Source organism: Cypionkella sp., from assembly GCF_028290025.1.
Lineage (GTDB): Bacteria > Pseudomonadota > Alphaproteobacteria > Rhodobacterales > Rhodobacteraceae > Cypionkella.
The window spans coordinates 32213-58442 of record NZ_JAQGKQ010000046.1; the positions used below are offsets into that span (position 1 = coordinate 32213).

A 26230-nucleotide genomic window follows, 5' to 3' on the forward strand; every position below is an offset into this window, starting at 1 on the left:
GTATGACCATTATTCCGAGTGCTGAAGTGCAACGTTTGCAAAATGCTCTGCCGTTCTGGCTGTCCTTGGCGATGATTCCGGTGGCGGTGCTGGCGACCTTGTGGGGCGGTTGGTTCGTGTTGGCGCTGCCGATTTACGCTTGGGGCATGTTTTCGCTGCTGGATGCGGTGGCGGGGCTAAACTCTGACAATGCCGATCTCGATACGCCGGAGTCTGGCTTAAAATACTACCGTTTGGTGACGCTGATCTGGTTTCCAGCGCAGTTTACTCTGCTATGTTGGATGCTGTGGTATGTGCCGCAGGCGGTGGATTTGGGTGCGGCTGAGAAAATTGGGCTGTTTTTTGGCATGGGCGTGGTGTCGGGCACCATTGGCATCAACTATGCGCATGAATTGATGCACCAAAAGCCAGCTTGGGAGCGTTGGTTGGCCGATTTGCTGCTGGCATCGGTGCTGTACAGTCATTTCCGATCCGAGCATCTGCGGGTGCATCATCTGTATATCGGCACCCCGCGTGACCCTGTAACGGCGCGCTATAACGAGGGGTTTCATCGGTTTTTCCCGCGTGTCTTGGTGGAATGTCGTCAGTCAGCGTGGAAGGCTGAAGCAGCAATGCTGGCGCGCAAGGGATTGAATAGGTTCGATAAATCCAACCCTTATTGGCGTTACTGGGGCTTGCAGGCAGCAATGCTTTTGTTGGCCTTGGTGTTGGGCGGCTGGGTCGGGCTGGCGCTGTTCATCTGGCAAGCGTGGATCGCGGTGTGGCAGTTGGAACTGGTTAATTACATTGAGCATTACGGGTTAACCCGGCGTTATCTTGGCGAGGGCCGTTATGAGCACGTGCTGCCGCGCCATAGTTGGAACGCCTCACATCGGGCGTCAAACTGGCTGTTGATCAATTTGCAGCGTCATTCTGACCATCATTACAAGCCAGATCGCCGGTTTCCTTTGCTGCAAACCTATGCCGCGGACGACGCGCCGCAACTGCCCTACGGTTATCCGGTGATGACCATGGTGGCGATGATCCCGCCGTGGTGGAAGCGCGTGATGAACCGGCGGGTGAAGGCATGGCGGGCACAATATTACCCGGATATTGCTGATTGGCACCCGTATAATAAGGGGCTGAACCCGGATCCGAAGGGTGCTCCGGCGGTGTGAGGCGGCGCTTTTCGCGGCTGTGGGATGCCTCCGGCGGGGATATTTACGCCAGTTTGAACGGTTGGTTCTCGATTTAGCAAGCCGTTCGGCTTAATCGCCATGGCCCCAACGGCGTAGCGCGAGGTGAAGCGGATTCAGAAAGCCGTCTTCTGCATAGCCATTTTTCGGGCGGGCGGGCAGGGCGCAGCCGACCTGAACCGCACGTTTCAATATGGCGGGCAGGGTTTTTAGCGGCCGGATCATGTACATAAAATTTTCAATACGGGTGCAGCCAAGGGTTTCGAATCGCGTCGTGAAATCGAGATAGGGCGCGATGAGCAATGTGCCGGGGCTGGCCTGAGTGGTCAGATGCCGCTCCATCTGCTCCAGCGGTTCGCCGTACATCGGTTTGTAGACGTAAAGCACATCGTAGTCGCCGTAGTGTGGAAATGTCAGCGCATCGGCTTGGAAAATCTGCGCGCTGGGCCAACCGCCGCGTTGCATCATTGCTTGGCCTGCGGCGGCGTGCTCGGGTTCATATTCCAGACCATCGGCGCGGGCAAAGAGTTCGGCGGCTTGGAACACTTTCAGACCCACGCCGCAGCCGACATCGAGGAACGCGGCCGCGTTTTTGTCCATCGCGAGGCAAATCCGGCGGGCGGCCATGGCATAGCGCAGGAAATCGGTGGTGGGATAGGGCAGATCGCCGTGGTGGCCGGGGGCATCGTGGTAAAGATTGGGCGGATGCGGGCTGAGATGGCTGTGCATATGGTCCCAAGTGCGGGAATGCAGGGCGAGGGTTTGGGCTTCGGGAGTGTAGGGCGGCGGGGCAGGCGGGAAAAGCGGAAGGCGCTGGCGTAGAGCGGTTTGCAGGCGGGCGAGAGCTGCCGGGTAAAGCCGCAGATGTCGCAGAACGGCGTCGAAGTACTGCCGCTCGGGTGCGTGCATCGGCAGCGCGCGGAGTTCTGGCGATTGCAGATGAAAGCTGTGGGCGCGTTGCAGGGCGTGACGGTGCGGCTCGGCCAAGTCTAGCAAGTGGGCAATTTTGAAGCGGATTTTCGGGGTGAAGGGCGGTGCAAAAGTTAACGCTATGTCGCTGAAAATCGCCCTAAGGGCGGCTTCCTCAGTTTGGCAAATGCGCGTCAGGCTGGGCAGATCGGGCTGCATCGCGGGCCAATAGGTTTGGGATTAATGCAGAGATGCTAGCGCAGGCGGCGGATTGTGCCTAATGGAAAAAACCCCAGCACGACAAGCATGCTGGGGCAGTGGTGTCAGGGGCGGACCGTGACACAGGCGTTCGGAAACTTTGGGATGCGTCAGTGTGGGCGGCCGAGGTCGGCTTCCATCTCGGCGCGGATTTGCTGGCGCAGAATGTCGATCGGGATCATCTTACCATCGCGTTTGAAGTGCCAATAGGTCCAGCCGTTGCAAGATGGCGCGCCTTCATAGGCGGCACCGACTTGGTGGATTGAGCCTTTGACTTCGTGGCCAATCAGCGTGCCATCGGCGCGGACTTTGGCGGAAAAGCGGTTGCCGATGGAGTAAAGTTCTTCGCCGGGGCGGAGCATACCACGTTCAACCACCTGGCCGAACGGCACACGGGGTTCGGAGCGTTTGCTGCCGGTGATTTCCAAGGCGCTGGCGTCGAAGCGGCGGACGCGGGAGATGCGTTCGGCGGCGACTTTGCGGTAGGCCTCTTCGCGCTCAATACCAATGAAGTCGCGGCCGAGCATTTTTGCGACGGCTCCGGTGGTGCCTGTGCCGAAGAATGGGTCGAGCACGACGTCGCCGGTATTTGTGGTGGCGAGCAGCACGCGGTGCAGCAGCGATTCGGGCTTTTGCGTCGGGTGGGCTTTGTCGCCGTTTTCGTCTTTCAAACGCTCATGCCCGGTGCAGATTGGCAGCACCCAATCCGAGCGCATTTGCACGCCGTCATTGAGTTCTTTCAGGGCTTCGTAGTTGAAGGTGTATTTGCTGTCTTCATCGCGCGAGGCCCAGATCAGGGTTTCATGCGCGTTGGTCAGGCGTTTGCCGCGAAAGTTTGGCATCGGGTTGGATTTGCGCCAGATCACGTCATTCAGCATCCAGTAACCTTGGTCTTGCAAGGCCGAGCCGACGCGGAAGATGTTGTGATAGCTGCCAATTACCCAGATCGCACCGTTTGGCTTCAGCAGGCGTTTTGCCGCTGCCAACCATTCGCGGGTGAATTTATCGTAGGCCGCGAAGCTTGAAAACTGATCCCAATGGTCATCCACAGCATCGACCTTGCTGTTATCGGGGCGATGCAGGTCGCCTTTCAGCTGGAGGTTGTAGGGAGGGTCGGCAAAGATCAGGTCTATTGAGCCTGCCGGCAGCGCATTCATACGCTCTATGCAGTCGCCATCGAGAATTTGGTTCAGCGGTAGGATATGCTCCACCGCCGGTTTGCTTTTCGTCGCCATGTTCTGCCTCTGCCCTCGGTGTTATTCACCGTTTGTTGATGCAGAGAATGAGTCATTGTGGATAACTCGTCAAATTCTTTATTGAATCAAAGGGTTACAGATTTGTCTTGATACAACATATTGTGGACAGGTTTGAACGAACGTCTATGTGCTGGAGTGACCCCAAGATTTAGCAACGCAGACTGGTGCATCTTTGTCGGGTAACCGGCGTTGGTCTCCCAGCCGTAGCCGGGGTATTGTTGCGCCAAATCCACCATGATGCGATCACGTGCAACTTTAGCGATGATAGACGCCGCCGCGATGCTGAGCGATTTGGCGTCGCCCTGAATGATTGCGGTGGCGCGGCCCTTCAACTTGGTGGGGATCATGTGGCCGTCGATCAGAATATGACAGGGGGCTTGCGGTAAACCCGCGACGGCGCGTTCCATCGCCAAATGGCTGGCGCGCAGGATGTTCAATTCGTCGATTTCCTCGACCGAGGCGTGAGCGATGCAGCAATGCGCGCTGGCGAGGATGATCTCGTAAAGTGCCTCACGGCGGGCAGCGGTCAGGGTTTTCGAATCGGCCAAGCCCTCGGGGACGTTGGCGATGTTCAGAATGACCGCGGCGGCAGTCACCGGGCCTGCAAGCGGACCGCGACCAACTTCATCCACGCCAGCGATATGAGTGTGGCCTTGCGCTTGGGCGGCGGATTCGAATTCAAAGCTGGCGAAGATGATTTCCATGTCTTCGCCTAGCGCGAAAACGTGGGCAAAAAAAGGGGGGGCGGCGCTGCTCGGTGCCACCGCCCCCCAAGTTCGGGCCGCTAAGGGATCGGGATGCGGCCCGGATTCTGCTTATCGCCCCAAGCGGAAGCCCGCGTCGCGCAGGCATTGGGCGGAATAAACTCGGTCGGCTCTGCCATAGATTCGCACGTCGCGGGCGCAATGCGGCAGGCGATAATCAAAACCTTCGCGGCGCAGGCATTTTTCGGAGTACATCGTCACGGCATCGCCGGATCGGCTGTCGATAGAGATGGCGCATACCGACGGCACGCGCGGCTGATGGCTGGACTGCGGCTGATGATGTGGCTTGGGTTTGTCGTGATGGGGTTTAGGTTTGTCGTGGTGCTTGCGGTCTTTGTTATCGTCAATGCCTTTGGCGATCAGACCGATCACCAAAGCGCCGGCGATGATTTTCGCGATATTATCGCTGCGCTTATCGGCGTGCGACGGCATCGCCGTGGCGGCCAGCAATGAGATGGCGATAAGCAGTACCACAAAAATATTCGCCTGCCGCTTCATTGCGAAAATCGGGGTTTGGCGGGTTTCACGCAGGGCGTGGATGGTTTCGGCAAGCGTATCTGACATATGCGCGGTGTGGGACATTTTGGCCTCCTCGTAGCGAGATGTGTTGGGTGGGACCGTCGTTTGGGCCGATGCCTGAGATTGGTCTTTGAACGTCTGGCCAAGCAATATCCGTCGGCTGTTATGCGATAGCAGGGTCATAAACTCGGTTCGATATTGAATAGCCGCGCGGTATTGCCCAATGTATCGGTAACGATTTGGGGAGTGCAGCGGATGCGCCTGTTACTTGCGGCAATTTTGGCCTTTGGCTTGGCACTGCCCGCCAGCGCCGAATGTTACGCCGATTACAAAGCAAAGCAGGACAGCCCGCTGCGGCTGCACTACGGCGTCGCGCAGGTGTCAGATGGCGCTTGTGGAAACAAGGGTGCGGCGAAAAGCGAACTTAGGCCGAGGCTCGCGGCGGGTGGCTGGACTTTGCTGAACGTATTGTCCACGTTCGGCCCCGAAGGTTTGGGCGAAAGGAAAGCCAGTGCAGGAGAGTACTTCCTCCGCTACTGATGTGCTGAAGGCGGGCAACCGGGTGGTTGCAGGCGGGATCGCGGCGATAGTGGTGATTCTGTTGGGCGCTGCAGTGTTCCTGTTTCTGAACCTGCCGGATGCGAACGCGTATAACGCCCGAGTGGAGCGGTTGTTTGTTGAAAACAACGACTTGAACACCGGGGCGGAGATCAAGCTACTCGAGATACTGGCGCAGTCTGGGACTTCGTTTTCGGAAGTTTTGACCAGTTATCGCTCGGTGATCTTCGTGTTGTTGGTGTTTGCGACTGCCTTGATGGTGGCGGCGCTGGTGTTTCTGGTGACGATCATCGCTTTGAACCGCCGGATTTCGGCAATCCAGCGCAGTGGGATTCAGGTCAGCACTTTGTGATCAGCCGCGAGGCGCGGGCGGTTTACATCAACGACATGGAATTCAGTCTGACCGAGGCGGCTATTGAGACGATAAGCGTTTTGGCAGAGGCGCGGATGGATGATGATGTGCTGACGGGCGCGCAGATTGAGGGCGTGATCTCGGGCCGCAATGCCGCCGATTGCGACGAGGCGGCGGGAGCGACACGGGTGAAGCGGCTGCGCGACGCGTTGGGCAATCAGATGGTCAGCGAGTTGTTGGTGAAGACGATTGCGCGGCGCGGCTATATGCTGGCGGTCGGTAAGGACACGATTAAGATGATTTAAGGCGGGCAAGATGATCAGAGGCTTGGCGAGGGGCGATCCAGCCTCCGCTATATACAACCTGCGCGATTCGCTGTAATGGCGGTGTTTCGGCCCGAGGATTCCGGGGCAAGTGGCAGGGAGGCCGGCTTGCGATGGGGAATGAGGTGCCGTTTTTAATGGGACTTCACGGGCATGGCCAAGGCCATCCCCCATCAGGAAATGATATGATTGATCCAATGATTGCCGCGCCTTTGGCTGCGGCTTTGACGGCAAAAGGGTATGAAACTCTGACCGCCGTGCAGACGGCGATGCTGCAACCAGATGCGCAGGGGCGCGATGTTTTGGTGTCAGCGCAGACCGGTTCGGGCAAGACCGTGGCGTTTGGGATCGCGATTGCGGACCAGATTTTGGGCGGCATGGACAAGCTTTTGTATGCCGATAATCCGCTGGCACTGGTGATCGCACCGACCCGCGAATTGGCGCTGCAAGTGGCGCGCGAATTGGAATGGCTTTATACTTCGGCGGGGGCGGTGATTGCGACCTGTGTGGGTGGCATGGATTACCGCACCGAAAAGCGCGTGCTGGACCGTGGCGCGCATATCGTCGTTGGCACTCCCGGCCGTCTGCGCGACCACATTGACCGCAAATCGCTGAACCTGTCGGGCCTACGCGCAGCTGTGCTGGACGAAGCCGATGAGATGCTCGATTTGGGCTTCCGCGAGGATCTGGAGTATATCCTCGCCGCGTCACCCGAAGATCGCCGCACATTGATGTTCTCGGCCACCGTTCCAAAAGAGATCGCCAAACTGGCGGAAGATTTCCAGAACAATGCGCTGCGGATTGCGGCGCAGGGTGAGGCCAAGCAGCACGTCGATATCGAATATCGTGCGTTGTCGGTGGCGGTGCGGGATCGTGAACATGCGATTTTCAACCTGCTGCGGTTTTACGAGGCGAAGGCCGCGATCGTGTTTTGTAAGACCCGGGTCAACGTCAATCATCTGATGGCGCGGATGGGCAATCGTGGGTTTAAGGTCGTGGCTTTGTCGGGTGAGTTGAGCCAGCAAGAGCGTACCAATGCTTTGACCGCGTTGCGCAATGGTCGCGCGAATGTTTGTATTGCGACGGATGTGGCTGCGCGTGGTATCGACTTGCCGGGGTTGGAACTGGTTATTCATGCCGATTTGCCGTCGAATTCGGAAACGCTGCTGCACCGTTCCGGTCGGACTGGTCGGGCAGGGTCGAAGGGCGTCTCAGCCCTGATCGTGGCGCCGTCCGAGTTCAAGAAAGCCCAGCGTTTATTGCAGGGTGCTAAGGTTGTGGCAGAGTGGGGCTCGGCTCCGTCGGCGGATGACGTGCAGCAAAAAGACGACATGCGTATCTTTGAAAACCCGGTGTTTGGTCAGAATCTGACCGATGAGATGGGCATGGCGATGCAGTTGATCGAGCGCTTTGGTGCTGAACAGATCGCTGCGGCTTATGTGCAATCCTGGCGGTCGGGGCGTTCGGCACCGGAAGTTTTGTCGGATCAAACCGGCCCTGTGCGCGAAGCCCGTGAAGCAGCGCCACCGCGCGAACGCAGCGAATTTGGTGCCTCTGTTTGGTACACGTTGTCGGTTGGCCGCGCTGGCCGTGCCGAAGCGCGTTGGCTGTTGCCAAAAATCTGTGACGCGGGCTCGATCACCAAGGACGGCATTGGTGCGATTCGCGTGCAAGAAGACATCACCTATGTGCAAATCGCCGAAGCTTTGGCGAGCCGGTTTGGTCTGTCGCTGGAGTTGGAAAACGGCGTTGTGATGGAGCGGATGGAAGGCGAGCCTTCGATGGATCGCCCGGAACGTGCCGCCCGTGCGCCTGCTCGGGATCGGGCGGAGCGTCCGGCGCGGGCGGAGCGTTCGGAAAAGCCAGCTTACGACAAGCCAGCTTACGAGAAGCGTGAAAAAGCGCCTTATGTGCCGAAGCCTTCACGTTTGGTCGAGGAAGCTGCGGCGGATGGCTACGATCCGATCAAGGGTTCCGAGGATGCTCCGGCAGAAGCGCCACGTCCGCGCGCGCCGAAGCCTTATGCCAAGCGTGAAGATGACGGTGCGAAGCCTTATGCTGCGCGCGAAGCCAAGCCTTATGCGCCTCGCGGTGACAAACCCGCTTATGCGCCGCGTGGTGACAAGCCTGCTTATGCACCGCGTGCGGACGGCGAACGCAAGCCTTACGCGCCGCGTGGTGACAAAGCGGCTTACGCTCCGCGTGGCGACAAGCCCGCTTATGCACCGCGCGCGGATGGGGAACGCAAGCCTTATGCGCCTCGGGCTGAGGGTGCTAAGCCTTATGCCAAGCGTGAAGATGGTGACCGCAAGCCTTATGCGCCGCGTGCTGAAGGCGCGAAACCCTATGCTCCACGTGGCGACAAGCCTGCTTATGCGCCGAAATCGACCGGGTTTAAGTCGCATGGCGCTGCTGATGGCAAGCCGGGTAAGGCGTTTGGTTCCAAGTCACATGGCTCGGAAGGCAAGTCGTTTGGCAAGCCTGCGTTTGCCAAGCCTGCTGGGCCGAAATTGGATGCCAAGGACACTTCAAAGCGGTTCGTGCCACCGAAGAAAAAGTGATCTGAACTTCGGTTCTGGCTATTACGAATGAAAATTCACATAGGGCTGCCTTCGGGCGGCCCTATTGTTTTATCAGTGGCATTAGATCGCGGTGCAGGGCCGGGGCGCAGGCAAATGTGCCCGCTGATTGCGCACCGGGGGCATTGAAACGCAGGGCTTGGCCGTGTTTATCCGAGACAGATGCGCCCGCCCGCGCGGCGATGAGGCTGCCTGCGGCAATGTCCCATTCCCATGCGTCCATGAAAGTAATCATACCATCAAAGCTGCCATCGGCGACGAGGCACAGACGGTAGGCTAATGAAGCGCGGAAGCTGCGTTGGAAATCGGGCGGAGTTGTCCAATGCTCGGGGTCCAAGGAATGCCTAGATGTCAGAATGTTAGTGCCGTCTGACAATGACTTTTGGCTGCATTGAATCGGCGCGCCGTCGCGCAGAGCGGGTCCGGTGTTGGTGGCTGTATAAAGTTTGTCGAGAGCGGGCAAATAGACCACGGCAGCGGTTATTTCACCATTCCGAGCGACCGCGAGGGAATGCGAGAAGTGTTTTTCGCCCGCGATAAACGCGCGAGTGCCGTCGATGGGGTCGATTATGAACTGATGTTCGGTATCAAGGCGGGCGGTGTCATCGGGGGTTTCCTCGGACAGCCAGCCATAATCGGGGCGCGCCCGGCGCAGGATGCCTTGGATCAGGTCGTTGCAGGCGAGATCGGCCTCTGTCACCGGGCTCGCGTCGGCTTTGTTCCACGCTTTCGGCGCGTTCTTCCAATAGCGCATGGCGACTTCGCCAGCGGCACGGGCGGCCTCGGTCAATAGGGCAAGGTCACGCGCTGGCACGTTTACGCTCCGGCAAGGATCATGCCTTCGACGAGCAGGCTGGGGACGCGGGTGGAGAGATGCGTGCGGGCGTCGTTGGCGGGGATGATGCGTTTGAGCATGTCGCGCAGGTTTCCAGCGATGGTGCATTCGTTGACGGGGTAGAGAATTTCGCCGTTTTCAACCCAGAAGCCGGACGCGCCGCGTGAGTAGTCACCGGTGGTGGGGTTGATGGTGGAGCCGATCATGGAGGTGATCAGCAGGCCGGTGCCCATGTCGCGGATCAGGTCGGCGCGGGTGACTTCGCCGAGGGTGAGGTCGAGGTTGGAACTGGAGGGGGTGGGCGGGGCGGAAGTGCCGCGCGCGGCATTACCGGTAGACTGCATCCCAAGTTGGCGGGCGGTGGCGAGGTCTAATGTCCAGCCGAGCAGGATGCCGTTTTCGATCACCATGCGGCGGTTTGACGGCAAGCCTTCCCCGTCAAAGGGTCGTGAGCCGCCGATGCGCGGGCGCAGTGGGTCTTCGATCAGCGATAGGTGGGCGGGGAGGACTTGGGTGCCTAAGCCATTGAGCAGCCATGAAGAACCGCGCGCGATGCCTGCGCCGTTGATGGCGCTGGTCAGGTGGCCGATCAGCGAGGAGGCGACGCGTTCGTCGTAGATCACCGGGTAGGTGCCGGTTTTGGGTTTGGTTGCCCCTGAGCGGGCGAGGGCGCGCTCTGACGCGAGGGTTCCGATGGCGGTGGCAGAGGGCATGTCGGCGGCGAAGATGCGGCTTTCGCCTGCGTAATCACGCTCCATCTCGGTGCCAGATCCGGTGAAGGCAACGGCGGAAACCGAGTGGGATGAGCGTTCGTAGCCGCCTGCGAAACCGTTTGATGCGGCGAGGTGGACTTGCCTGCGACCGTATCCGGCGGAGGCTTCGACTTGAGTGATGCCAGAGGCGGCCATGGAAGCTGCTTCAGCTTCGCGGGCGAGAGATTCGAGGTGCGCGGCGGACGGCTCTGGTGCGTCTTCAACCAGTTGCAGCGCGGCTAAGTCCCAATGTTTGGCAATTTGGTCGGGCGAGGCGAGGCCCGCATAGGGGTCATTGGGGGCTTCGCGGGCCATGGCGACGGCACGTTCGGCAAGGCGGGCGAGGGTGGCGGGAGAGGTGTCAGATGCGGAAACGCAGGCTTGGCGGCCGCCGATTAGCACACGCAGGCCGATCTCTGTCGCTTCGGACCGCTCGGCTTGCTCTAATGCGCCTGCCCGGATGTCGATGGATTGCGATGTGCCGGAAAGCGCCATAGCGTCAGCGGCTTCGGCTCCGGCTTGTTTGGCGGCCTGCAGGAGGGCTTCGGTCAGCAAGGAAAGGCGGGACATGCAGCATCCTTAAGGGAATTGACTTCGTTACGGCTCAAAGTCATGACTTCTGCACAGAGTTCAAGACGTAAGGGCAATTTTAGCCCTGACTAGTTTTTTTTTCATAAGGAATTTCGAGATGCCGTGGACAGTGGTTGTGGACGAGCGTGGCCGGCGTTGGGGGGTGAACCGCGAGGGGGTTTATCTTATGCTTCGGGCAGCTTTGCGGGCGGATAAAATTAAGGCGAGGTCACGAATTACCTCGGTGCAAAACGGCTTTCTGATGCCGACGACGTATTTGTTCGAGACCGAGTGGAGCGGGCTGCGGGCGGACGTCGACCAAGAAACCAACGTGTTTTATATGGATGCGGCGGGGCGGTTGGCGCGTGACCCAGGGGAGATGCGCGCGAACCTGCTAGCAATGATCGGGCGCGGGCGCAGCGATTTCAACGCAGTAGAGGCGATGCGGCGCAGGGCTACACGGCAATCATCGGATAGCATCTCCAGCAATGTGGCCGGGTGGGAGAGGGCCTTGGAGGTGGCGCAATTCACCCGTGATACTTCGGCTACGATATTGGTGGTGGGTGCGGGTCTGTTGTCGGGTGGGGCTGCGTTTGCGGTGCTGGGGGCGGGATCGGTGCTGCGCGGCACGGCGACGTATCAAGATACCGGCAATGTCGAGGCTGCAGTAATCAACGGAACGGGGACGTTCATTGTGGGTATGGTTGGGATTGCGGGGGGAAATCCGGCGCTGGCGCGGTCGGAGTCGTTGCAACTGATGTTTGTCGGATCGGGTCTGCAGGGTGGCGTGCAGGGGATGCAGTCTTTGGTCGAAGGCAAAGAGCCGAAGCAGGCGTTGCAGCAGGCGGCGGTGGCGGCGGGGTTCAACTTGCTTGGAAGCGTGGTGGGCGGCAAGATTGACAAGATGAGCTTTGCAACCCGGCTGATCGTGGGTGGGGTGGTCGATACCTCGGGCAACATGCTTACGGCGGCGGTGGTTGCGGCTCCGCAGGCGATCGCGCGGCCGGCGGTGACGGGCAATTTGGACTATGCGGGGATTCCGTTCGATCCGGCACTGGATGAGCTGTATTTGACGCAGAATTGTTTGCGGCGGTTGCAGTAAAGGGCTCCCAACTTGGGAGGTTATTTTTATGTGCGATTACATATGGTTAGAGTGGCGCCGTTAAGGGATTTTTAACAATTGTGGAAAGTTTTGAGTTTTTGAATACAAAAAAGCCGCCCGTGAGGGGCGGCTTTTCCAGTCATGCTTAGGTTAGATTACTGAAGTTTCTGGCCGTTGGCGTAGAAGCCTTTGTCTTTGAATTCCAGTGTCGAGGTCATCTCGTCCTTGTCGGCGGCCGAGTTGGCGAACATCGACACCATCATCTTGAAACCCATCGCCTGATCTTGCGGCAGAAGGCCCATTGCTACCAGTTTATCCAGCAAAGTGTTGCCGCCGGTGAGTTTCAGGTCCAGCTTGCCAGTCGGCAAAGGCACGCCCGGGAAGGTGGTTTTGTCGGTGTTGTCGAACGTGAAACCACCCGCTCCGGTCAATTCTGCGCCTGCAACCGAGGCTTTCAACTCGGTGACGTCAAGCGCGTTCAACTCACCGGGAGGTGCATCGCCCAGCGCAGCCATTGCAGCCTCATCAAAGAGATCGGTCGTCATGGTGACTTTGCCTTTGGTGTCGATCACGACAGTCGCGGGGTCGTGCGGCAAGCTGCCTGCTGGATCGACCATGCCCCAGACTTCATCCGAGACGGTGAAGCCAACGAGCTTAGTCAGGAACGCAAAGTCTGCCGGAGCGCCGGTTTTGCCGACTGGCATCGCCACGTTAAACGCGGCTTCTTGGTAGCCGAGTTTCAACTCGGGGAAAGGAATGTCGGCGCTGGCGACGGTCAGATTAAACGCCTTGCCATTGCCGCCGAATTGCAGATGCGTGGCATCCATCACGAAGGACATATCGCCGCTTTCCGAAGCGCCGTTGATTTTGGTGGGCTTGCCGTCTTCGGTCACGCTTAGATCGAAGGTCATCGCACCACGGCTGATGCTGCCGTTAATCGCAAAACCGCCCTTCAGCGCCGTGGCAAGATCGGTCATTGCCTGCGCACCAAGGAAGTTGCCGTCGGAGTTGCCAGCGAGATCGGCAATAGTCGCGCTAAAGTTGACATCGGATTTCGCGGTATCATCCTTGCCGGCGCCCGAAAGCTTCACGGCTTTCGCGGTGAAATCGGAGGTGACTTTCTTGGCGTCGCCATCGCCTTCGACCAGATATTTGCCGTCCAGTTCGGTAATGTCGGCTTGAAAGCTGCCCTGCGCTGGGGCGCTCGGATTGCCGGGCTCTACCTTGACGTTCAGCGTAGGCGCGGTGAATGCGTAGCTTAGTGCGGCAGCAGTACCGCTGGCGGTGACGACCATTTCGGGCTGCGTCACGGTGATTTTCAGGTCTGTCGGCACGTCCGAACCTGCGTCAGCCGCAGCTGGGGCTTTAAGCGCCATCGTGTAACTGTCCGAAGTGGTCACATCAACGGTGCCATCGCCGTTGTCAGCAAAATCAATCTGCTCGATTGTGCTGGAAAACGAGGTGCCGTCTTTTTCATAGGAAAGCGCCACGTCAGACACGACCAGCGTGTCGCCGTCGCGCTCGGCACTGGCGGAGGTGACGGTCTGACCGGCAGACGTGCTCATGTCTTGCCAGTTTTGCCATACTTCTTCGGGGGTTACGTCGGCAAAAGCGCCAGAACCTGCCAAAATTGCTAAAACGGCGGTACTTCCCGCCAGTTTCCAGTATTTCATAATATAGCCTTTCCGGTGGAATGTCGCCCATAAGCATCCTTCCTCGTATGACAAGCGTCAAGGCTTTCCGTTGGCGCAAGCATTGGGTAAACGGAATTGTCATGTGGACGTGAGGAGGATGCGCTATGCTGGGCTTTGATATGCAAGGCAAGGTTGTGGTGATTACCGGAGCCAGCCGAGGTATTGGCGCTGCTGCGGCGCGCGAGTTCGCGCATGCGGGGGCTTCGGTGGCGCTGCTGGCGCGATCAGAGGCTGAAATTGTGGCGCTGGCGGCCGAGATCGGGCCGAAAGCTTTGGCGTTGCGCTGCGATGTGGCCGACGCGGCGGCGGTCGAGGCGGCACTTGTTGCGGTGCAGGCGCGATTTGGTCGGCTGGATGTGTTGATTAACAATGCCGGTGTGATCGAGCCGATTGCGCGGTTGGCGGATGCAGGTGTTGAGGCGTTCAGCGCGGCGATTGATATCAATCTGAAAGGCGTGTTTCACGGGATGCGCGCGGCGCTGCCGTTGATGAAGGCGCAAGGCTCGGGGACGATCATCACGGTATCATCGGGAGCTGCGGTGAACCCGATGGAGGGTTGGGGTGGTTATTGCGCCAGCAAGGCGGGTGCGCTGATGCTGACGCGCATCGCGCATCTGGAGGAAGCGGCGCATGGCATTCGCGTTTTGGGGATGTCACCCGGCACCGTGGCGACTGAGATGCAGGTGAAAATCAAAGCGAGCGGGGTTAACCCGGTCAGCCAGTTGGATTTCTCGGTGCATATTCCGGCGGATTGGCCGGCGAAGTGCTTGCTGTGGATGTGCGGCCCCGAGGCTGACGAGTATTTGGGCCGCGATGTATCATTGCGAGATGAGGCGGTGCGGCGGGCGGTGGGGCTGACTTAGCGCAGAATTCGCGGCAACGTTGGCGCGAAAATCGCAAGGTTTGGTGTGGCGGGTTTGAACGGCTTTGGTCGAGATGCCTTATCCGCACCGCGTGATTGAAATTAAGGGCGGATTGCCCCAAGGGAATATGTGATGGATGCTTTGGTAATCGGCGCTGGGCCTGCGGGTTTGATGGCGGCAGAGGAGTTGGCGCGCGCAGGGCACAAGGTGGTGGTCTGTGAGGCGAAGCCAAGCCCGGCTCGTAAGTTTCTGATGGCGGGCAAGTCGGGGTTGAACATCACCAAGGATGAGGATCGCAGCAGCTTTATCGCGGAATATCGCAGCGAATGGTTGCGGCCGATGCTGGCGGAGTTTGGCCCGCGCGAGATGATCATTTGGGCGCGGGCTTTGGGACAAGAGGTGTTTACGGGGTCAACGGGCCGGGTTTTCCCTCGGTCAATGAAGGCGTCGCCGGTGTTGCGGGCTTGGCTGAAGCGGCTGGAGGGGGCGGGGGTGGAACTGCGCTCGCGTTGGCGCTGGGCGGGCTTTGAGGGCGATGGGTTGGCGTTTGAAACGCCGGAGGGTGTGCAGGTTTTGAAGCCTGCGGTCACGGTTTTGGCGTTGGGTGGGGCGAGTTGGGCTCGGCTGGGGTCGGATGCGGCTTGGGTGCCTTGGTTGGCCGAGAAGGGCGTGGATATTGCGCCGTGGCAGCCTGCGAATATGGGCTTCGCGGTGGACTGGACGCCGCATATGGCGAAGTTTTTCGGCACGGCGATCAAAGGGGCTGCGCTGATTGTTGGCGATCAGCGGGAGCGTGGCGAGTTTGTCGTCTCGGAGCGCGGTATTGAAGGCGGCGGGGTTTATGCCGTTAGCCGTGCGTTGCGCGAGGGCGCTGCGCTGCGGGTCGATCTGATGGCGGATGTGTCGGGCGATGAGATTGCGGCGCGGTTGAGCCGGATGAAACCGGGGGAAACTTTGGCGAACCGTTTGCGCAAATTGGGGCTTGCCCCCGCGGCTGTCGGTTTGGTGATGGAATTTGGCCGGGGGCTGGAGACGGTTGCCGCTGTGAAGTCGCTGCCGTTCAAGTTGATGGGGCCAAGGCCGCTGGATGAAGCGATCTCGGTCGCTGGCGGCGTGGCGCAATCGGCTGTGACCGAGGGGTTGGAGTTGAAGGCGATTCCCGGCATGTTCGTCTGCGGTGAGATGCTGGATTGGGAGGCGCCTACTGGCGGATATTTGCTGACGGGCGTTGCTGCAACCGGGCGCTGGGCGGGTAAAGCTGCCGGAGCGCGGGCTGCGGCGTAAGGGCGGTCTTTCGGGCCGCGCCGTCTCGTGCTAGGGGCAAGGAATGAACAGTTTGCCCACAAAAGACCAGATCCGTCAGTGGATCATCGAGAACCCCGGCCTGACCGGAAAGCGCGACCTTGCCAAGGCGTTTGGCATCAAAGGCTATGCGCGGATTGATCTGAAGCGGATGCTGAAGGAACTTGAGGCCGAGGGTGGCATCGAGAAAAAAGCCCGCAGCTATCGTGAGCCGGGGGCTTTGCCGCCAGTTTCGGTGCTGCTGGTGCTGCCGCCGGATAGCAACGGCGATCTGTTTGCGCAGCCGTTGGAGGCTGACGTGGGCGATGTGCCGCCGCGCATTTTGATCATGCCGCAAAAGGGCGATCCGGCTTTGGCGGGGGGGATGAAGATCCTCGCGCGGCTGACCCCGGTTGGCGGTGAGGATCACGGATATCAGGCGCGGTTGATCCGGGCTTTGGGCTCGAACCCGCTGAAACTGCTGGGGGTTTTTCGTTCTAATGCCGAGGGCGGGCGGATTATTCCCATCGACAAAGGCGTTGATAAGGAATGGCGGGTTTCGCGCGATCATACGTTTGAGGCGCGCGATGGCGAGTTGGTTGAGGCAGAGCAGATCGGCCCGAAACGGCTGGGCTTGCCGCAAGCCAAGATTACCGCGCGCTTGGGCGATCCTTCGGGACCACGCGCGGTTTCGCTGATTGCAATTCATCAGCATGGCATCCCGGACCAATTCCCCGACGCGGTGATTGCCGAGGCGGATGCGGCGCAGCCTGCTTCTTTGGATAAGCGCGAGGATTTGCGCGGCCTGCCATTGCTGACGATTGACCCGATTGATGCGCGCGACCGTGACGATGCGGTTTATGCCGAGGCGGATAGCGATCCGAAGAACGCTGGCGGGTTTTTCATCTGGGTGGCGATTGCCGATGTGGCGTATTACGTGCGGCCAAACTCGGCGCTGGACCGTGAGGCGCGCAAGCGTGGCAACTCGACTTACTTCCCCGACCGCGTGGTGCCGATGCTGCCGGATGTGCTGTCGGGCGATCTGTGTTCGCTGCATGAGCACGTGGATCGGGCGTGTCTTGCGGTGCAAATGCGGATTGACGCGCATGGCCAAAAGCTGAGCCACCGTTTTGTGCGTGGGCTGATGCGGTCGCAAGCTTCGTTGCATTATGGGCAGGTGCAGGATGCGATTGAGGGGCGGGCGGATGCGGCGACTGCGTTGTTGTTGCCGGTGCTGCATACGCTTTACGCGGCTTACGCGGCGCTCAAGAAGGCCCGCGCCTTGCGGCAACCTTTGGATTTGGAATTGCCAGAGCGGAAGATTGAATTGTCGGACGAGGGCAAGGTGATCTCTGTCGCCTTCAAGGCTCGGTTTGACGCCCATAAGCTGATCGAGGAATGCATGATCCTCGCCAACGTTTCGGCGGCTGAGGAATTGGTTCGGCTGAAGCGGCCTTTGCTGTTTCGGGTGCATGAGGAACCATCGCCGGACAAGCTGGAAGCTTTGCGCGAAGTGGCGGAGGCTTCGGGCTTTACGCTGGCGAAGGGGCAAGTGCTGAAAACCCAGCATCTCAACCGGTTGTTGGCGCAGGCGCAAGACACCGAATTTGACGAGTTGATGAACATCTCGACGCTGCGCTCGATGACGCAAGCCTATTATAATGCGGTGAATTTCGGGCATTTCGGGCTGGCTTTGCGGAATTATGCGCATTTCACCTCACCGATCCGGCGCTACTCGGACCTCATCGTGCATCGGGCTTTGATCGCTGGGCATGGCTGGGGTGACGATGGGTTGTCGGCTTGGGACGTGGAAAATCTGGATGAGACGGCGAAGCTGATTTCGGACACCGAGCGGCGTTCGATGGTGGCAGAACGCGATACCAACGATCGGTATCTGGCGGCGTTTTTGTCGGAGCGGGTGGGCAATGAATTCGCCGGCCGGATTTCTGGTGTGCAGCGGTTTGGGCTGTTTGTGAAGCTGGACGAAACCGGGGCGGATGGGCTGGTGCCGATCCGCTCGGTCGGGCGCGAGTATTTCCATTACGATCAAGAGCGGCAAATGCTGGTGGGTTCCGATAGTGGCATTGAGATCGGCATTGGCTTGCGGGTGACGGTGCGCCTGGCGGAAGCTACGCCGATGACCGGGGGGATTGTGCTCGATTTGCTGAACATCGACGGGGCGACTTTGCCGACGGGGCGGGCGAAAGCCGGGCGGTATCAGCCGAGGAAGCCGGGAAAATTCGCGACCAAGGATGCGGCGACCAAGCGCAAAGTCGTGCGCAAGCGGCGGTAACTGGCTATGCGCGCGCTGGTTGGCTTGGTGCTGGGGTTGGCGCTGTGGAGCGGCGTTGCCGCGGCGCAGGATGTCGAGGAAATCGTGGCAGAAGCGGGGGCGGCGGACGTGATGGAGAACGGCAGCGAGGCCGGGTTGCAGGCATGGATTGCGGGTTTTCGCGGGCGGGCGCTGGCGGCTGGGATTTCGGTGGCGACGTTTGATGAGGTGATGCAGGGCGTGCATTTTCTGCCAGATGTGATCGAGCGCGATCGCAAGCAAGACGAGTTTACTCGCACGATCTGGGACTATCTGGATCGGGCGGTGTCGGAGGATCGCATCGTTGCGGGGCAGAAGGCTTTGCGGACACATGGCCCGCTGCTTGAGCAGATTGAAGCGCGCTATGGTGTTGATAAGCATGTAGTTTTGGCGATCTGGGGGCTGGAAAGTGCCTATGGTGCGGTGCGGGGTGACATTGAAACACCGAGTGCGCTGGCGACGCTGGCCTATGATACGCGGCGCGGGGCGTTCTTTGAGGCGGAGTTGATCGCGGCGTTGCAGATCGTGCAATCGGGGGCGGTGAAACCTGCGGCGATGATTGGGTCTTGGGCGGGGGCGATGGGGCATACTCAGTTCATGCCGTCGTCGTATCTGAAACTCGCGGTTAGTTTTGACGGGCGGGGCAAGCCGGATATTTGGGGTGAGGATCCGACGGATGCTTTGGCCTCAACTGCTGCTTATCTCGCCAACGCAGGCTGGAAGAACGGTGGGCGTTGGGGGGACGAGGTGCGGCTGCCTGTGGGGTTTGACTATAGCGTGGCCGGGGATCGGACGCAGAAGCCGTTGAGTTTTTGGGCGGGGTTGGGCGTTACGTTTCCGGGTGGTGGGTCTTTGGGCGAGGGCTGGGCGTCGCTGCTGCTTCCGGCGGGTGCGCGAGGGCCGACATTTTTGGTCTATGATAATTTCGCGGCGATTGAGGCTTATAACAAGGCCGACAGCTATGTGATCGCGGTGGGGCATCTGGCAGATCGGATTGCTGGTGGGGCGGCGTTTGTTGGTGGCTGGCCGCGCGATCTGCGGGCTTTGACGCTGGAGGAGCGGAAGGAAATGCAGTCGCTGTTGCTGGCGGCGGGGGTTTATGCGGGCACCGCGGATGGCAAGGTCGGGCCGTTGACGATGGCGGCGGTGAAGGCGTTTCAACGCGCGCGTGGCATGGTGGTGGACGGGTATCCGAGTTTAAAAATTTTGCTGGCGTTGCGGTGATTTGAGCGGGGGTGCCGCCTCGGGGGGCATCGAGCCCCCGCTCGGCGGCGCTGCCGGGGGATGGGCGGCTGGCGGTGGGATTTTTTGAGATGTGTGGTTGGGTGGCCGTTTTGGCGCTGCCGGATTGCGGCGGTGGGGGCTACATCAGTCGTGGAAGCCTCCGGCGGGGATATTTAAGAATAGGTGAAATGTTAGGGTTTTGAGAAGCGGAGGGGCTGTCCGGAATCCGCAGATTCCGGCCGCCGTGGTTGTCGGTTACAGGCTGGAGGCTTCGTAAATCGGTGTCAGGTCTTTGCCCCATGCGCCGTTGTAGAGGTCGAGCCAGCGGTCGGCTTGGGTTTTCTCGGTGGCGAGGTTTTGCACGAGGGGGGCGAGGTAGCGTTGCTCGTCAAGGCCACGGGCGGCGAGGCCCGCATGCGACAGGCTGACGGCGGCGCGGGCTAGGTCTAACAGTTTGACGCCGTTGGCTTCGGCTTGCAAGGCGCTGACGGAAGCGTTGACGCGCAGGGTCTCGCGGGTTTCGGTGTCGAAGCCTTTCACCAGATCCCAAGCGGCGTCTAGGGCGGCATCGTCATACATCAGGCCGACCCAGAAGGCAGGCAGCGCGTCAATATGGGCTTGATCGCCGCAGTCTGCGCCGCGCATTTCGATGTATTTCTTAACGCGGGCTTCGGGGAATACCGTGGTCATATGGTCAGCCCAGTCGGAGAGTGTGGGCTTTTCACCGGGCAGCGCGGGCAGGTTGCCATTCAGGAAATCGCGGAAGGATTGGCCTAAGGCGTTGATATATTTGCCGTCGCGGTAGACGAAATACATTGGCGCATCAAGCACCCAATCGACGTATTGTTGGAAGCCAAAGCCCTGGTCGAAGGCGAATGGTAACATGCCGGTGCGGGCGTTGTCTAGGCCGCGCCAGATGCGTGAGCGCCATGATTTGTGGCCATTAGGTTTGCCGTCGAAGAACGGGCTGGAGGCAAAGAGGGCGGTAGCGACGGGTTGTAGGGCCAGTGCGACCCGGAGTTTTTTGACCATGTCGGCCTCGGAGGCGTAATCGAGGTTCACTTGCACGGTGCAGGTGCGATACATCATCTGGGTGCCGTGGGTGCCAACGCGGCCCATATAGTCGGTCATCAGGCGGTAGCGGCCTTTTGGCATCACCGGCATGGTCTCGGCCGACCATTCGGGGGCAGCACCGAGGCCCATGAACTTGATGCCGAGCGGATCGGCGATGCTGCGGACTTCGTCGAGGTGGTTTTGCAACTCGGCCGCGCCTTGGTGCAGGTCTTCCAACGGAGCGCCGGAGAGTTCAAACTGGCCGCCGGGCTCAAGCGAAATATTCGCGCCGTCGCGGGTCATGCCGATGATATTGTCGGCCTCGGAGACCGGGGCCCAGCCGAAGTTTTGCAGGCCCGCGAACAAAGCGGAGATTGAGCGATCACCTGCATAGGGTAGCGGTGCGCGGCTGTCGGTAAGCCAGCCGAACTTCTCATGCTCGGTGCCGATCCGCCAATCGGCTTTCGGCTTGCAGCCGTCGGCCATCATCTCGGCAAGCTGCCAGAAATCTTCGATGGGGCCGCCGCCGTTTTGAGGAATCGACATGGGGCAGAGCCCTTTCGCGTTGGAAATTTCAGGATGCAACTGGTGGAGTGGCGCACTGCCTAAGTCAAGAGATGCCGCGCGGCTGTTATACAGCCATTATTCGCAGGCAAGTGCCGCTTGCGGCTTTTACTCGCGGGCGAGGGCGGCTTGGGCTGTGCGGCGCCAGATGGTTTGGGTCTCGGCTGCGAGCGACAGATTGGTGGACCCGGTGGTTGGCTTGGCATCGAGGGCGGCGACGAGCGACAGCGTGTTCATGCCGGGGAGGCTGGCGAAGGCATCGAATAGCTTATCGGCTCCGGTGGCATCGACAGGGATCAACAGGGCTTGGCCGTCGGCTTGTTTCAAGCGCCAGACCCTACGACCGCGTAGGGATAGCAGGCGGAGTTCGGTGAGTTCGGGGATTGAGACATAGCCGCCGGTTTGCGGGCCGAGATAGCCGATCTGGGCCTCGTCCACCTCAACTATGCCGGGGCTGTCGATGGGTTGGGTGAAGCGCAGGCGACGCAGGGCTAGGATGGCCCAAGCGACTCCGAATGCGCCGAATGCGGTGCCGAGGGGGGTGAGCAGGTAGCCTCCAAGGGCGATAAGCCATAGGCCGAAGCCGAGGATTGCTGCGGCGAGGATCACCTCGTTGCCGCGTCTCAGCATGGCGAGAAATTCGGGGCGGATCATGCGGAAACCTGCTGTGGCTCTGAAAACATTATTAGTGCAAAGCTGTGGCTGGGGCGAAAACCTAATGCAATGTAGGCGCGGGCGGCTGCTTCGGAGGCGGCAAATAGCACGGCGCGTTTGATGCCTGCGTGGCGGGCTTCGGCGAGCAGCATGGCGGCGACACGGCGAGCATAGCCTTGGTTGCGCAGGTCGGGGGGCGTGTAGACGCCGCCGATTTGGAGCACGTCGGGGATTTGGGCGTTTGATCCGGCGAGGGAAACCGGGGTGTCGTCGTGCCACAGGATGCGGTGGGTTTTGTCTTGCTGCCAGCGCAAGACTTGGGTGCGGGCTAGGAGCGGGGCGGTGTCTAGGGTGAAGCCCATGGTTTCGATCAGGTTTGCAGCCCGCCATGCGGAGATGAGCGGCAGGTCTTGGTCGCGGATCGGGGTCAGGTAGTAGCCCTCGCAATTTGGTAAGCGCAGGTCGGTTAGGTTTAGGGTGAAGCCGGGCTCTGTGGTGTTCATCCGGGTTGGGGTGTTGGCGAGGCCGAGGGCGGTTTGGAGGGCCGCGCATTGCTCGGCAGGGCCAATCAGACCGCTGATTGAGCGACCTGCAAGCAACGGTCTGACGGTGGCCCAGTCAGCGGTGGGGGCCTGCGGTTCCAAGGTGCCGATTTCGTTAAGGGCAAGGTAACCTGTGATCGCACCTGCGGTTTCGAACAGCCAGCTTTCGGCCTTTATCCCTTTGCCCAGCAGGTCGGCGATGGGGAACATTGAGGTCGACTCGTGTTGCGATAGGAAGGCCAGAAGGGCGGGGGTGTCTTGTTCGGTGGCAGGGCGAATCGTCGCAAGTTTGCTCATGCCCAGTCGCCCAAGACTGCTTGCCATAGGGTGAGGGCTGCGACGGCGGCGGTGTCTGCGCGCAGGATGCGGGGGCCGAGGGCGGTGGGGTGGATTTGTGGCAGGGCGCGCAGGCGAGCTTGTTCGTCTGCCGAAAAGCCGCCTTCCGGGCCGATCAGGATCGCCCATTTCTCGCCGCGTGGGCCGCTTAGGGCGGGGGCTTGGCCGAGCATGGCCTCATCACACCAGAGCAGTTTGCGGTCGGGGGGCAGGGTGGTGAGGAATTTATCGAGGGGGGTGAGGTCAGTGACTTCGGGGACGGAGGTGGCACCGCATTGCTCTGCGGCCTCTAGGGCGTGGGCTTGCAGGCGGTCTTGGCGGATACGCTCGGAATTGGTGTGGCGGGTTTGGACGGGGATGATACGCGCCGCGCCAAGCTCGGTAGCTTTTTCGACGATGAAATCGGTGCGGGTTTTTTTGATCGGTGCGAAGGCGAGCCAGAGATCAGGGGGCAAGCGCAGGGGGGCGGTTTGGCGATCGCAAATCAGGATGCCGCCGCGTTTGCCAGCCTCGGCAATCTCGGCACGCCATTCGCCATCGCGGCCATTGAACAGCGAGACTGCAGCGCCTTTTGTCAGGCGCATCACGTTGAACAAATAGTGCGCCTGATCGGCGTTTACGGCCACGGCTTGCCCATGCGCCAAAGCCTGATCTACATAGAGCCGGATTTTTGCATCTGTCATGCCGGGGAATCTATGTCTGAGAGAGCGGAAATGCCAGAGGCGACAAACGTCAATACGGTTGCGGATGCGCCGAAGGGCAACTGGGTGGATCGGTTTGCGCCGCCTGTGACGCGGCCCTATCTGCGGCTGTCGCGGGCGGATCGGCCTATTGGTACTTGGCTTTTGGTCATCCCGTGTTTTTGGGGCATTGCGCTGGCGGGGTTGGGCGATGGGTTTCGGTTGTGGGATTTGTGGTTGGCGGTGTCTTGCACAGTGGGCGCGTTTTTGATGCGGGGGGCTGGCTGCACTTGGAACGACATCACTGATCGGCATATTGATGGGGCGGTGGCGCGAACCAGGAGCAGGCCGCTGCCGTCGGGTGCGGTGACGGTGAAGGGCGCGCTGGTTTGGATGGCGGTGCAGGCGGCTTTGGCTGCATGTATTCTGTTCAGTTATAATTGGTTGGCGATTGGGCTGGGCGTGGCGTCACTGGCGCTGGTGCTGATTTATCCGTTTGCCAAGCGATTTACATGGTGGCCGCAGGCTTTTTTGGGGCTCGCATTCAACTGGGGTGCGGTGCTGCTCTACGCGGCACATGTGGGCGAGGTGCAGTGGCCTGCGGTGCTGCTGTATGGCGCGGGCATTGCGTGGACGTTGTTTTACGATACGATTTACGCGCTGCAAGATAAGGAAGATGATGCGCTGATTGGTGTGAAATCGACGGCGCGGCTGTTCGGGGATGATGCGCGGGCGTGGTTGCGTGGCTTTATGGTGCTGGCGGTGGTGCTGATGGCGACGGCGGTGCTCTGGGCAGCGATTCCCGCTGGCCATGTGCTAAATCTGATTGTGGCAATGGCCGGAGTCTGTGGCTTTGGCTGGCATATGGTGTGGCAGCTTCGTCGTCTGAACGTGGACGATCCGGAAAATTGCTTAAGATTGTTTTGGTCGAATCGCGATGCCGGGCTGATTGCTGCGCTATTTCTCGCCGTTGCGGTTTTCCTTTGATTGATCCGGGTTGCCGTGCGCTTTATGCAGTCCGGGACCGGGCGACGGCATTTGGCCGTGCCGTCTCTCTGACAGACCGAGTTGAATGATCCCGTGGTAACATTGCCCAATTTTAGCCCTTCCGAGCTTCCTAAGAAATACCTGGCTCCTGTCGCGTTTGCCGCGGCGGGGGTGGTTTCGATATTGGTGGCTTGGGGTGCGGCTGTGCTGGTCGAGAATATTTCGGCGCGCGCTGTGAAATCCATGCTGCTGACCGAGGGCGTTACCTTTGCGAGCGTTGCACCGGATGGCTTGCAGATTCACCTGAGCGGCACCGCGCCGAACGAGGCGGCGCGCTATAAGGTGGTCAATCTGGTAGGCGCACTGATCGATTCGTCGCGCATCCGTGACCGAATGGAAGTCACCCCGGTCAAAGCTATTGAAGCCCCACGGTTCTCTGTCGAGATGCTTCGCAATGATGATGGCATCCAGTTGATCGGGTTGTTGCCGGAAAGTGATGCTCTACAAGCGGTCAAGGATAAGGCGCAGGCGCTTAATCCCGACGTGCCCTTGTCAGATATGCTGGAGACAGCGGACTATCCCGCGCCACAGGGTTGGGAAGCTGCGCTAACTTATGGGCTGGATGCGCTGGAAATGTTGCCGCGGTCAAAAATTTCGGTGGCGGCGGATCAGGTGGCGATCACGGCAATTGCAGCTTCGGACGCCGAAAAACGCGCGTTTGAACGGCAGCTGAACACTGCCAAGCCATCCGGGCTGGCAGTGAAGGTAGATATTTCAGCGCCGCGTCCTGTGCTCACCCCGTTCACCTTGCGATTCGTGAAAGACGCTGAGGGTGCAAGGTTTGACGCTTGCTCTGCGGATACCGAACTGGGGCGGGCGCGGATATTGGCGGCGGCGGGGCTGGCTGGTGCCGTCGGGAGCAACGGTTGCACCGTGGGCCTAGGTGTGCCGAGCCCTAAATGGACCGATGCGACGATAACCGGAATCAAGGCGGTCGCTCAACTGGCCAGCGCTACGCTGACCTTTAGCGATGCCGATGTGACGTTGCTGGCGGGCGCTGATGTGCCGCAGGGCGATTTTGACCGGGTGGTGGGCGAGCTTGAGGCCGATCTGCCAGATGTGTTTTCATTGAAAGCCACGCTTGAGAAGAAAGCCTCGGGTGCGGTTGCCGGTCCGGCGGAGTTCACCGCGTCGTTGGCTCCTGAGACGCATCGGCTGGAGATGCGCGGGCGGCTGACCGATGACATGCTGCGCAAGGCGGTCGATAGTTTTGCGCGCGCCGAGTTCGGCGGCAACACCTACCTCGCGACCCGGATGGACCCTGAGTTGCCAACCGGTTGGCCGCTGCGGGTTTTGGCAGGGCTGCAGGCGTTGGGTGAATTGGACAACGGCACGCTTTTGGTGCGCCCCGATACGGTTGAGCTGAAGGGTATTACCGGGTCGCAATCTGCCAAGGTGCGAATTTCACAGATATTGTCTGAAAAACTCGGGCAGGGACAAACTTTTAGGGTCGATGTGAAATACGATAAAACGCTCGACCCACTTGCCGGTATTCCGACACCGGAGGAATGTGCTGCGGACGTCGATGATGTTGTGGCGCGGCAGAAGATCACTTTCACTCCTGGATCGGCAGAAATCGACGCGGCGGCGAGTGGTGTGATGAAGGCGCTGGCCGATGTGTTGAAGCTGTGCCCCGGCGTGAAGCTGGAAGTGGCGGGTTACACCGATGCGCAGGGGTCGGAGGAGGGCAACCGGGCGCTGTCTCAGGCCCGCGCCGAAACCGTCGTTTTGGCGTTGCAGGGGCGGCAAATCGACGTCTCGGGCATGATCGCGCGAGGCTATGGTGAGGCTGATCCGTTGGCTGACAACGGCACTGACGCCGGGCGCGAGGCTAATCGGCGGATTGAATTTCGTTTGATCGGCGCGCCAAAGCCTGTTTCGGCGGATGCTGGGAAAGCGGCGGCTACGGCGGCGCAGGCGCAGGGTGCAGCCGCAGCAGGGCCGGATTTTTCAAGTGATACCAGCCCCTCTGTCGCACCGCAGAAAAAGACAGTCACGCCGGAGCCGCGGCCGAAGATAACAGAATAGT

Annotated in this window: 21 protein-coding genes and 1 pseudogene; 11 read left to right on the plus strand and 11 right to left on the minus strand. The window is 60.1% G+C overall.

The window, feature by feature from the left end; translation table 11 throughout:
• Nucleotides 1-2: 2 nt before the first annotated feature.
• Nucleotides 3-1157 carry an alkane 1-monooxygenase gene (locus JWS10_RS06205; protein WP_299505539.1) on the plus strand — a complete coding sequence of 385 codons (1155 nt, stop codon included), beginning with the start codon at nucleotides 3-5 and terminating at the stop codon, nucleotides 1155-1157.
• A 90-nt stretch (nucleotides 1158-1247) separates the two neighbouring features.
• Here the strand turns inward: JWS10_RS06205 and JWS10_RS06210 are convergent, their stop codons facing one another.
• The 4 genes from JWS10_RS06210 to JWS10_RS06225 form a co-directional block, all read right to left on the minus strand.
• Nucleotides 1248-2303, minus strand: a complete 1056-nt coding sequence (locus tag JWS10_RS06210) for a class I SAM-dependent methyltransferase (RefSeq protein ID WP_299505540.1) — start codon at nucleotides 2301-2303, stop codon at nucleotides 1248-1250.
• 149 nt (nucleotides 2304-2452) lie between these two features.
• Complete coding sequence (locus JWS10_RS06215; RefSeq protein WP_299505541.1) at nucleotides 2453-3577, minus strand: site-specific DNA-methyltransferase; 1125 nt, start codon at nucleotides 3575-3577, stop codon at nucleotides 2453-2455.
• A gap of 86 nt (nucleotides 3578-3663) precedes the next feature.
• A complete protein-coding gene (locus JWS10_RS06220; protein ID WP_299505542.1) occupies nucleotides 3664-4302 on the minus strand; it encodes a ribonuclease HII in 639 nt (212 codons plus the stop codon).
• 111 nt (nucleotides 4303-4413) lie between these two features.
• Nucleotides 4414-4944: a hypothetical protein gene (locus tag JWS10_RS06225; protein WP_299476226.1), complete on the minus strand. Its 531-nt coding sequence runs from the start codon at nucleotides 4942-4944 to the stop codon at nucleotides 4414-4416.
• Between the two features lie 192 nt (nucleotides 4945-5136).
• Here JWS10_RS06225 and JWS10_RS06230 point away from each other — a divergent pair, with 192 nt between their 5' ends.
• From JWS10_RS06230 to JWS10_RS06240, 3 genes and pseudogenes are all read left to right on the plus strand, one after another.
• Nucleotides 5137-5421 carry a hypothetical protein gene (locus JWS10_RS06230; protein ID WP_299476223.1) on the plus strand — a complete coding sequence of 95 codons (285 nt, stop codon included), beginning with the start codon at nucleotides 5137-5139 and terminating at the stop codon, nucleotides 5419-5421.
• Nucleotides 5393-6096: pseudogene (locus tag JWS10_RS06235) on the plus strand (hypothetical protein). The gene JWS10_RS06230 and the pseudogene JWS10_RS06235 overlap by 29 nt, the downstream one beginning before the upstream one ends.
• A 203-nt stretch (nucleotides 6097-6299) precedes the next feature.
• Entirely contained in the window at nucleotides 6300-8675 is a 2376-nt protein-coding gene (locus tag JWS10_RS06240; protein ID WP_299505544.1) for a DEAD/DEAH box helicase, read from the plus strand.
• Between the two features lie 61 nt (nucleotides 8676-8736).
• Here the strand turns inward: JWS10_RS06240 and JWS10_RS06245 are convergent, their stop codons facing one another.
• Nucleotides 8737-9507 (minus strand): 3'(2'),5'-bisphosphate nucleotidase CysQ, encoded by a 771-nt coding sequence (locus tag JWS10_RS06245; protein ID WP_299505545.1) that lies wholly within the window; start codon nucleotides 9505-9507, stop codon nucleotides 8737-8739.
• Nucleotides 9508-9509: 2 nt separating this feature from the next.
• A complete protein-coding gene (locus JWS10_RS06250) occupies nucleotides 9510-10850 on the minus strand; it encodes a TldD/PmbA family protein (RefSeq protein ID WP_299505546.1) in 1341 nt (446 codons plus the stop codon).
• A 118-nt stretch (nucleotides 10851-10968) separates the two neighbouring features.
• On the opposite strand from JWS10_RS06250, the gene JWS10_RS06255 reads away from it, so the two are divergent.
• The gene (locus tag JWS10_RS06255; RefSeq protein ID WP_299505548.1) at nucleotides 10969-11952 is read left to right on the plus strand and encodes a hypothetical protein; all 984 of its coding nucleotides are present in this window, start codon (nucleotides 10969-10971) and stop codon (nucleotides 11950-11952) included.
• 155 nt (nucleotides 11953-12107) lie between these two features.
• Here the strand turns inward: JWS10_RS06255 and JWS10_RS06260 are convergent, their stop codons facing one another.
• Nucleotides 12108-13625, minus strand: a complete 1518-nt coding sequence (locus JWS10_RS06260; RefSeq protein WP_299505549.1) for a DUF2125 domain-containing protein — start codon at nucleotides 13623-13625, stop codon at nucleotides 12108-12110.
• Nucleotides 13626-13753: 128 nt separating this feature from the next.
• Between JWS10_RS06260 and JWS10_RS06265 the strand changes: the two genes are divergently transcribed.
• The 4 genes from JWS10_RS06265 to JWS10_RS06280 all read left to right on the plus strand — a co-directional run bounded on the left by JWS10_RS06265 (nucleotide 13754) and on the right by JWS10_RS06280 (nucleotide 19325).
• Nucleotides 13754-14509 carry an SDR family oxidoreductase gene (locus JWS10_RS06265; RefSeq protein WP_299505646.1) on the plus strand — a complete coding sequence of 252 codons (756 nt, stop codon included), beginning with the start codon at nucleotides 13754-13756 and terminating at the stop codon, nucleotides 14507-14509.
• Between the two features lie 132 nt (nucleotides 14510-14641).
• Complete coding sequence (locus JWS10_RS06270) at nucleotides 14642-15793, plus strand: TIGR03862 family flavoprotein (RefSeq protein WP_299505550.1); 1152 nt, start codon at nucleotides 14642-14644, stop codon at nucleotides 15791-15793.
• Nucleotides 15794-15836: 43 nt separating this feature from the next.
• Nucleotides 15837-18083: a ribonuclease R gene (gene rnr, locus JWS10_RS06275; protein WP_299505551.1), complete on the plus strand. Its 2247-nt coding sequence runs from the start codon at nucleotides 15837-15839 to the stop codon at nucleotides 18081-18083.
• Between the two features lie 6 nt (nucleotides 18084-18089).
• A complete protein-coding gene (locus JWS10_RS06280) occupies nucleotides 18090-19325 on the plus strand; it encodes a lytic murein transglycosylase (RefSeq protein WP_299505552.1) in 1236 nt (411 codons plus the stop codon).
• A 255-nt stretch (nucleotides 19326-19580) separates the two neighbouring features.
• On the opposite strand, the gene JWS10_RS06285 is transcribed toward JWS10_RS06280, so the two are convergent.
• From JWS10_RS06285 to JWS10_RS06300, 4 genes are all read right to left on the minus strand, one after another.
• Entirely contained in the window at nucleotides 19581-20924 is a 1344-nt protein-coding gene (locus JWS10_RS06285) for a glutamate--cysteine ligase (protein ID WP_299505554.1), read from the minus strand.
• Nucleotides 20925-21050: 126 nt separating this feature from the next.
• Entirely contained in the window at nucleotides 21051-21596 is a 546-nt protein-coding gene (locus JWS10_RS06290) for a hypothetical protein (protein ID WP_299505555.1), read from the minus strand.
• Nucleotides 21593-22435 carry a GNAT family N-acetyltransferase gene (locus tag JWS10_RS06295; RefSeq protein ID WP_299505556.1) on the minus strand — a complete coding sequence of 281 codons (843 nt, stop codon included), beginning with the start codon at nucleotides 22433-22435 and terminating at the stop codon, nucleotides 21593-21595. Before JWS10_RS06295 ends, JWS10_RS06290 begins: the two co-directional genes overlap by 4 nt.
• Entirely contained in the window at nucleotides 22432-23157 is a 726-nt protein-coding gene (locus JWS10_RS06300; protein ID WP_299505557.1) for a 16S rRNA (uracil(1498)-N(3))-methyltransferase, read from the minus strand. The genes JWS10_RS06295 and JWS10_RS06300 overlap by 4 nt, the downstream gene beginning before the upstream one ends.
• A 12-nt stretch (nucleotides 23158-23169) precedes the next feature.
• Between JWS10_RS06300 and ubiA the strand changes: the two genes are divergently transcribed.
• Nucleotides 23170-24141 (plus strand): 4-hydroxybenzoate octaprenyltransferase, encoded by a 972-nt coding sequence (gene ubiA / locus JWS10_RS06305; protein WP_299505558.1) that lies wholly within the window; start codon nucleotides 23170-23172, stop codon nucleotides 24139-24141.
• A 93-nt stretch (nucleotides 24142-24234) separates the two neighbouring features.
• The gene (locus JWS10_RS06310; RefSeq protein WP_299505559.1) at nucleotides 24235-26229 is read left to right on the plus strand and encodes an OmpA family protein; all 1995 of its coding nucleotides are present in this window, start codon (nucleotides 24235-24237) and stop codon (nucleotides 26227-26229) included.
• The last annotated feature ends 1 nt before the right edge of the window (nucleotide 26230 follow it).